11 protein-coding genes are annotated in these 7,507 nt (G+C 28.1%); all 11 read right to left on the bottom strand.

Annotation, left to right across the window (positions count from 1 at the left end; translation table 11 throughout):
• The coding region (locus tag Q0W06_RS14045) for a hypothetical protein (protein WP_297636883.1) at window positions 1–663 on the bottom strand (663 nt) is incomplete at its 3' end.
• Window positions 656–1,225: a hypothetical protein gene (locus Q0W06_RS14040; RefSeq protein WP_297636880.1), complete on the bottom strand. Its 570-nt coding sequence runs from the start codon at window positions 1,223–1,225 to the stop codon at window positions 656–658. The genes Q0W06_RS14040 and Q0W06_RS14045, both read right to left, overlap by 8 nt.
• Window positions 1,222–2,319: a baseplate J/gp47 family protein gene (locus tag Q0W06_RS14035; RefSeq protein ID WP_297636877.1), complete on the bottom strand. Its 1,098-nt coding sequence runs from the start codon at window positions 2,317–2,319 to the stop codon at window positions 1,222–1,224. Before Q0W06_RS14035 ends, Q0W06_RS14040 begins: the two co-directional genes overlap by 4 nt.
• A 2-nt stretch (window positions 2,320–2,321) precedes the next feature.
• Window positions 2,322–2,651, bottom strand: coding sequence for a hypothetical protein (locus tag Q0W06_RS14030; RefSeq protein WP_297636874.1), 330 nt, complete (start codon window positions 2,649–2,651; stop codon window positions 2,322–2,324).
• Window positions 2,648–3,184 carry a hypothetical protein gene (locus Q0W06_RS14025; RefSeq protein ID WP_297636871.1) on the bottom strand — a complete coding sequence of 179 codons (537 nt, stop codon included), beginning with the start codon at window positions 3,182–3,184 and terminating at the stop codon, window positions 2,648–2,650. Before Q0W06_RS14025 ends, Q0W06_RS14030 begins: the two co-directional genes overlap by 4 nt.
• Window positions 3,184–4,053, bottom strand: a complete 870-nt coding sequence (locus tag Q0W06_RS14020) for a hypothetical protein (RefSeq protein ID WP_297636868.1) — start codon at window positions 4,051–4,053, stop codon at window positions 3,184–3,186. The genes Q0W06_RS14025 and Q0W06_RS14020 overlap by 1 nt, the downstream gene beginning before the upstream one ends.
• Window positions 4,050–4,388, bottom strand: a complete 339-nt coding sequence (locus Q0W06_RS14015) for a hypothetical protein (RefSeq protein WP_297636865.1) — start codon at window positions 4,386–4,388, stop codon at window positions 4,050–4,052. The genes Q0W06_RS14020 and Q0W06_RS14015 overlap by 4 nt, the downstream gene beginning before the upstream one ends.
• Window positions 4,388–5,119 (bottom strand): phage baseplate protein, encoded by a 732-nt coding sequence (locus Q0W06_RS14010; RefSeq protein ID WP_297636862.1) that lies wholly within the window; start codon window positions 5,117–5,119, stop codon window positions 4,388–4,390. Before Q0W06_RS14010 ends, Q0W06_RS14015 begins: the two co-directional genes overlap by 1 nt.
• Entirely contained in the window at window positions 5,119–6,996 is a 1,878-nt protein-coding gene (locus tag Q0W06_RS14005) for a phage tail tape measure protein (RefSeq protein ID WP_297636859.1), read from the bottom strand. Before Q0W06_RS14005 ends, Q0W06_RS14010 begins: the two co-directional genes overlap by 1 nt.
• On the bottom strand, window positions 6,990–7,154 hold the full coding sequence (locus Q0W06_RS14000) for a hypothetical protein (protein WP_297636856.1): 165 nt from the start codon (window positions 7,152–7,154) through the stop codon (window positions 6,990–6,992). Before Q0W06_RS14000 ends, Q0W06_RS14005 begins: the two co-directional genes overlap by 7 nt.
• Entirely contained in the window at window positions 7,132–7,506 is a 375-nt protein-coding gene (locus Q0W06_RS13995; RefSeq protein ID WP_297636854.1) for a hypothetical protein, read from the bottom strand. The genes Q0W06_RS14000 and Q0W06_RS13995 overlap by 23 nt, the downstream gene beginning before the upstream one ends.
• Between the last annotated feature and the right edge of the window lies 1 nt (window position 7,507).

Here is a 7,507-nt window from a genome sequence, read left to right as displayed (position 1 = left end):
TAAATTCTGTAATTTACCCAAAAGATCATTGTTAGAAACTTCTATAAAATATCCTGCATCTGCGTAATTTATAGAAGTATTTGTAGTACATTTATATATATTTTTATTTGCAGTATCATAGTACCCTTTCCCTGCAACTTTTTGATTATTATTATTTAAAACTCCACCATATTCAATTCCAAGTATTTCAGCTAATTTACTTCCTTCTAGTATATCTCCTTCATTTGTTCCAAAGTTTTTATTGCCAATTATTTTAATAGTATTATTTATTTTTTTAGCATAGACTATACTTCCAGCTTTTAAATTTCCAATTTTACATTCTATAAGATAATCAATATTATTTAGCCTTAAATAAGTTTGAGAATTTGTATTTTCTGAATTTATTTTTAAATTAAAATTCAAATCTGGATTATCAAACTCTGTAAATCCTTCTAAAGTTGCTGTATATATTTCTTTTTGTCCATCAACACTTCTAACTGTATCTAATGTATAAACTTCATTTAACTGCATTTCATTTAATATCTCAGCTCCTACTGGTGTTGGCTCTGTTAATATACTATCTGGACTAAAAACAATTTTAGATTTTCCTCCTGCATCTGGGGTTACTGTATATTTATCTCCACCTATATACTCTCCATTTTTTATTTTTTTTAATTTAGACATTATTTCCTCCTATTGCTGGAACCTCATATATTTCAAGATTCATATTAAGTTGATGTACTCCTGCTAACCACTCTGGTGAATATCTACTCCTATGTGCTTTGGATAAAATATCTTGATAAATTCTAGCTCCAGCATCACATATTTGATTTAAATCTGGAAATTTACTTAAATCAGTTGTGTATGGAACTATAAATTTTATATATTGACTTGCCGGTTCACCATTAGGATAAAAATAAGTTTCTGCTGGATAAAAACCAGTCATATCATAAGCAAGTTTTAATAAATTTTCAGTTGTTGGTGCATTTAAACTTTTAAATCTCATCATTTTTAAAAAAGGCCTATATTCTTCATTATTCATATTATTTCTTCCAACAAGCATTCTATAGCCTATATAATCTAAATACTCATCAAAAGCCTTATTTATACTACTCATCCCAATATCATCATCAAGAATTTTATTTAAATATTCAAAAATTGGCTTAAAGCAATTTATTAATTTTAAAGAATTTTCTTTCTTAAAATGCTCTGGTAAACTTTCTAATATATTTTCTATTTCGCTCATATTAGCGCTCCTGTTCCACAAGACCCTTTTTCATCATAATTAAGCTGAATAAAAGGTTCATATGTTAATGAAGATGACTTTTTAAAGTTAATATTTAACACTCTCATATTTGCTTCTATAGCTGTATTATCTAATTTTTGTTTTCTAAACTCTTCAGTTGAAACTATATCTCCAACTTTTAATGAATTTAAGTATTCTTTCAATAAATTTAATATTTCATCTGTATTTTGAGATATTATATTGTATTGATAATCTATTCCAACTATATTTGGTCTATCAAATTTTATCGTTTGATAATATCCTGGAACTAATTCAATATTATTTTCTATAGTACCTACAGTATTTGCAGTATGTGTTTTCCTGTAAATTGTTTGAGCTATTTCTTTTGGATCTCCTCCATCTACTACAACTCGAACACTCTTCTTTTCTATTCCATTAACACCATCTGTATTAGAATTATTTCTTACTCCATCACAACTTACAACTCCATTTAATTTTCTTATTGAACCTAATAAAGCTGGTAAACTCCAATCTACATCTCTTATAGTGCTTAAATATCTTTGGATATATTCATAATCAGTTTCTTTATTCAGACCACCACTTATAGTTTTGTTCTGTATATCTCTTACTCCAATCGGAGCTTTTTGAACAGTTTTAAAATTCATAGCTGGTAAATTTCCATTAGTTCCCATAGTTGTACATTCAAAATCAAGTTCTACAGTACCATTTGTTATAATACCTTTGTTTAAATTCGTATAAATAAACTCATTATTCCCTTTTACAATCAAACTTTTTTCATAAATAACAGTGTCATTATCTCCAGTTACAGTAGCTTTTCCTGTAGCTCTTGCTCCTTGTATTCTAAATATCAAATCATTAGAAAATAAATCATCTAATTGTGTATCGTATGCTGTGTATATATTTCTACCTGATTTTAAGGATATAAATTTATCCTCTAAATAAGAGCACAACAATACTATTGTTGCTGAATATTTATAAAAATTTGATGTAACATCAGTATTAAAATCTTCTCCAAATTGAATTTTAGCTTCTTGTTGAACCATTCCCATTAATCCACTAAATCCTTTTGCCATTACTAGAAATTCACCTCACTTTCTTTATTGCCTAATGTTTTATGGCTATACTCTAAAGTCGCTTTAACAACCTTATTAACCAATTTGATGTTTTTATATTTTAAATCCTCGATTTCATTCCCATACCATTCTAGCAATTTTGATTTTATATGCTCCAATTTATAATCAGTCTGATTAGAACTTATAACATCAAAGTTAATTCCATTATTTTGGTCATAAAATGTTTCACACGAAAATATTTGTAAGGAATTTACCAGCTTATTTTCAAATCCTTCAATTGTTTCAGAAACTATAAAGGTTATGTCTCCATCATTAAACATCAATTCTTTCATAGCATACCTCCTGTTCCAATTTCTTTTGCTGATTTAGTTGGTGGTGCAGTGTCTGTTGGTGGATTTGAGCCAGGATTGTACTTGTGAGAATGGTTTTTTCCACTAACTCCTGCTGATATATAATCAGTTTCACTACTACATAATCCCGTTATATCTTGTGTACCTTCTTGATTCAAATTACCTTTATGGATATTATTTCCAACAGTTCTTATAGATTCTGGCAAGTCCATACTTTGATTATTAAATGTTATAGGTATTGCAAAAGCACTATTATAATCATTTTTACCTATTGAACTATTACATTCATCAGATCCATTTGCTACAAAATCATCTAAAGAAAATGTTGTAAAAAAAATAGCAACAATATCTCCAATATTTAATTTATAATCAGAATGATTTTGTTCGTTACCTATCAATCCTAATGGAACTCCATGTATTTCAGGAGGTTTTTTACCATTCATGGTCCCAACTGGAGAAACAGATAAGATTCTGCCTTCTATACTTGTTATTTTAGCTAGACAACTAGTAAACATTACATCACCTTAACCTTTAATGTAGTTATCCATTTATTTGTATTTCTCATTTCTAAAGAGCAAATTCTACATAATCCATTAAATGTATCACTTCCACTTATATTAACTATATTTCCTTTCTTAAAAGAATGTAAACTCATGCATTCTATTATAAAATCATATTCCTTAGACAACTTACTTTTCAATTTATCTTCAGTTAAATAATTAGCTTCAATCTCTTTATTCTGAGCTTTTTTATTTTGAATTGAATCCAATGTTATTTCTTCGGCTGCTGCAGGATTTTTAATAAGACCACTATTGAAATTTAAATCTATTATAAATTTACTTTTAGGTTTATCTTTATAAAAATAAACATCTTTACCCTCTATTTTAAATTTTGAAGATGTATTATCTGCTATTTTTTTTAATTCATCCGTAGCTTTTCCAAAACAACTAAAGCTATTAGGATATGTTTTTTCAATCTCTAATTCTACTTGAACCATATTAAGACCAGCTTGATTGCAAATCTCTCTAATGGCATCTGAACTACTTATTTGACCCTTTAAACTTACACTAACAGTATTAGAGCTTTCAACAGCTCTTTCACTACATAACAATTCTTGTACTTTATCTGCTTTGTCTCTAATTTCATTTCTCTTTTTTACAACAAATGTTCCAAATCTTCCACCATACAAATCTCTTCCAAAGTCATAATCTATAACAGATCCAACTTCTATATCTTGGGATAAATTATAAATTCTAATTTTACATACACCTATTTCATTATCTTTTCCACTATTGTATTCAACTTCAAAATATAAACCATCTTGCTCCTCATGATTTATTTTAACTCCATTTATAGTTAATGATGCCCATCTCATAAAATTCATATATCTACCTCATTTATATAAAGTAAAACATTTTCAATATTATCAAATGTTATATTAGATAAATCATTTCCATCATTAAAGTTTGCTACTATTAATGCTTTTGGAAATTTATCATTCATATTTCCTGCATCATCTATGTAATATCTTGCAAATAAAATTTGTCCTAATACAATAGGTTCATCTTCTACTAATATATTTTTATTAACATCCAATAAATCCATATAAATTCTATTGTCGTATGAGTTCCATCTAAAATTTATATAAAAAATATTATCTTTTATTGAAATTTGAGTTAAATAAGGAATCTTTTTTTTACTTATTTCAATTGCATACATTATTTACCACCACTCAATATTGAATTAATACCATAATTTTTCTCTAATATATTTCCACTAACACCAAATGGAAACGGATTTATCATGTTAAATGAATTGCTATTAACTCTTTCATTTGGAGTTAATTTACCTTCACCAATACCCATTTCAACACTACTAGCTTTTGATTTCATAATTTTAGTAGTTTCTTTTTTACCAGCCAAACTCTCACTAGGTTTTGATGTAACTTTTTTCATTTCAGGAGCTGGAATCATTGCCACTTTTACAAATTTTAATTTTTTAAAAGAAACTGTAAAATCTGTATATAAAATATTATCAATGGTCCTATCTATATTCATTATTGCTAGATTAGTTGTTGTTTTACCACCAAAAGTTAAAGATACTAATTCTCCATTTTCTTTATATTTTAATAATTTTTCAAATTGTTCTTTATGATTTTGAGATGTTAATTTACATTTCATATTCCATTCGTCTTGTCCATTAATAATAGTTTCAGCAATTACAGACCCATCATCTAAATTGTGACTTGGAGCTTCAGCATTATAAGAACTCCCTATTTGATAACATCTGTTTATATATATATCTGAAATTAATGTTATTTTCTCTGTTGATGAAAGTGAGTAGGTCCTTGTAAACCCACTCACTAAACTATTTGCCTTTGAGGTAAAATATGATGATAATCCCTCTAAAGGTTTGTCTATTAAATTTGTAATTCCTGAAAGATTAAACATTATATTTCACCAGCCTTTATTTTTTCTTCATATAAAACTTCCATTATAGTTTTCTTTGTTTTTTGTTCATCATTACTTTGAATTATAAATGTATTTGTATTATGAACTGTTTTATTACTACTGTTTGATGTATTAGTTATATTAGAACCCTTTATATTGTCATTCATCATTTCTGTATTTTTTTCTATAATTTTTTCTTTTGTTAATTTTTCTATAACTAAATTCGAAGCAGCAAATGAGCTATCTTGTAAACTATTTGTTTTTAAATTAGCTTTTATATCAACTTGTTTAGGAACCTCCATTTCCAAGGAAGTTTTAAACCCTTGCTCTGTCTTAAATAAACTAAATGAATCTTTTAATTTCTCTCCGAGATCCTTTACCCATTCAATCATGTCCTGTATTTTTTCTATTGAATACTTTATAAATCCAAATAAATGCTTAAAAGTAAAATCTACAATTTCTCTAAAATCATCACAATTATTATATAAACCTATAAACCATGTTGCTAAAGTTGCCATTGGAGCAATCATATATCCTATAACAGTAGCTATTCCGATTATTGCTTCTTTATTTTCTTTCCAAAATTTCAAAGTATCATCTGTTAAAGGTTTTATTTTCTTTGTCCAATCATCCATTTTCTTAGCTGAACCATCAAACCATTTAGCCATAGGTTTAGATAAAATCTCCATTATTTCAAGTTTTAACCCTGATGCGGATGATTTAAGTCTATCCATAGCACCACCAAATCCACTATTCATAATATCTGCCATTTTTTTAGTTGATCCATATGAATTTTTTATCTTACTAAATAATGAATCAAATTCTTCATTTGTAGATTTTAGTATTGTAAGAACAGCTCTACCGCCCCTCTCTCCAAATATTTTATTAAGAGTAGCAGCTTGTTCAAATTCACCCATACCTTTTAATCCTGCTCTTAAAGATTTAAATACACTTTGAAGTCCTACAAAATTACCTTTAGAATCTTTTAGATTTACTCCCATTTTATACAAACTTGCATTTACCTCATCAGTTGGATTTAATAAGCTAGAAAACACTTGATTTAAACTTGTTCCTGCCATACTTCCTTTTATTCCTGCATTTGCTAACATACCTAAATAAGTAGCTGTACTCTCAACACTTTCTCCTAAAGCACTTGCCATTGGAGAAACATATTTAAAGGATTCTCCTAACATTGAAATATTTGTATTTGTAGATGTGGCTGTTGCTGCCAATATATCTGTAAATTTAGCAGCATCTTTGGCTGCCCATTTAAATGCAGTCATTGAATCTGTAACAATATCAGATACAGTTCCTAAATTTTCCCCAGATGCAGCTGCTAAATCCATAATAGCCGGAGTAGCTTTTAATATTTCATTAACTTTCCATCCTGCAACAGCTTGATATTTTTGAGCTTCAGCTACTTGAAAAGCTTCAAACCTAGTTGTTCTTCCTAATTCCTTAGCTTGTTCCCTTAAAGATACATACTGTGTTTCAGTTGCTCCAGCAATAGCTTTGGTTTGTAGCATGATATCATCAAATTGTCTATATTCATTAATCATGCTACCTACACCAATTCCAACACCTAAAATACTACCTATAAGCAATGCCTTTCCTAAAAAACTTCCCATGAAATTTTTAAAGGATAATGCGGAACGAGCCATCATTGTTTTAAAACCTGTTCCTACTTTTACAACTCCTCTTTGCATTGTATTAAAAAAACTATTTGCATATGTTTTCATTTTTCCAAAAGAATTCTTACTTTCTACTTCGGTAGTTTTAAATGAAGATTTTAATCTGTTGTAGCTATCTTGAATTTGCTTTAAAGCACTTAATCCACTTCCAACTATATTAAAACTGGTTGTTAAAGGTTCTAGCATGTTTCACCCCCACCTATATTATTATTTTTATTCGTTATATATTCATTCCAAATGTTTTGAGCTATAATGAAATCTTCAATACTCATATTAAGAACATCATTTATAGGCTGCCTAGTTTCAAAAGCAAACTCATATCTAATCTTTAGTAAACTCTTCAAGTCCTCCAGTTCCTCTTCCGAATAATAAGGGCGATGTTTGGAATCCATTTATAATAGACCCAACTACATTTAACGCTTCATTATCATATGTAAAAAAATCTATTTTTTTAGCTTCTACAGGTAACGATATAAAATTATGTAAAGTTTCTGGAACAGATTTTGTTAATCCATCTTTTTCAGCAATTCTTAAATATGTTTGGGGAGAAACTCTTTCTATTCTAAACAGAACCTCTCTATCTTCCCATTCAGCATCAGTAACATTAAGTTTAAACTCTAACGCTCCCATACCTTCTCTTTTAAATTCCATATCTTTTACTTTATCTAATTGATCCTTTGTTAAATTTAATTTCATT

Origin of the sequence: uncultured Clostridium sp., from assembly GCF_947072515.1 — a bacterium.
GTDB lineage: Bacteria > Bacillota > Clostridia > Clostridiales > Clostridiaceae > Clostridium.
This window is presented reverse-complemented; position numbering and strand designations above follow the sequence as displayed.

Bases quoted from the DNA above. Each gene is read 5' to 3' on its own strand.
- Q0W06_RS14040 (WP_297636880.1), bottom strand. From the start codon at position 1,225: ATGAGCGAAATAGAAAATATATTAGAAAGTTTACCAGAGCATTTTAAG.
- Q0W06_RS14035 (WP_297636877.1), bottom strand. From the start codon at position 2,319: ATGGCAAAAGGATTTAGTGGATTAATGGGAATGGTTCAACAAGAAGCT.
- Q0W06_RS14030 (WP_297636874.1), bottom strand. From the start codon at position 2,651: ATGAAAGAATTGATGTTTAATGATGGAGACATAACCTTTATAGTTTCT.
- Q0W06_RS14025 (WP_297636871.1), bottom strand. From the start codon at position 3,184: ATGTTTACTAGTTGTCTAGCTAAAATAACAAGTATAGAAGGCAGAATC.
- Q0W06_RS14020 (WP_297636868.1), bottom strand. From the start codon at position 4,053: ATGAATTTTATGAGATGGGCATCATTAACTATAAATGGAGTTAAAATA.
- Q0W06_RS14015 (WP_297636865.1), bottom strand. From the start codon at position 4,388: ATGTATGCAATTGAAATAAGTAAAAAAAAGATTCCTTATTTAACTCAA.
- Q0W06_RS14010 (WP_297636862.1), bottom strand. From the start codon at position 5,119: ATGTTTAATCTTTCAGGAATTACAAATTTAATAGACAAACCTTTAGAG.
- Q0W06_RS14005 (WP_297636859.1), bottom strand. From the start codon at position 6,996: ATGCTAGAACCTTTAACAACCAGTTTTAATATAGTTGGAAGTGGATTA.
- Q0W06_RS13995 (WP_297636854.1), bottom strand. From the start codon at position 7,506: ATGAAATTAAATTTAACAAAGGATCAATTAGATAAAGTAAAAGATATG.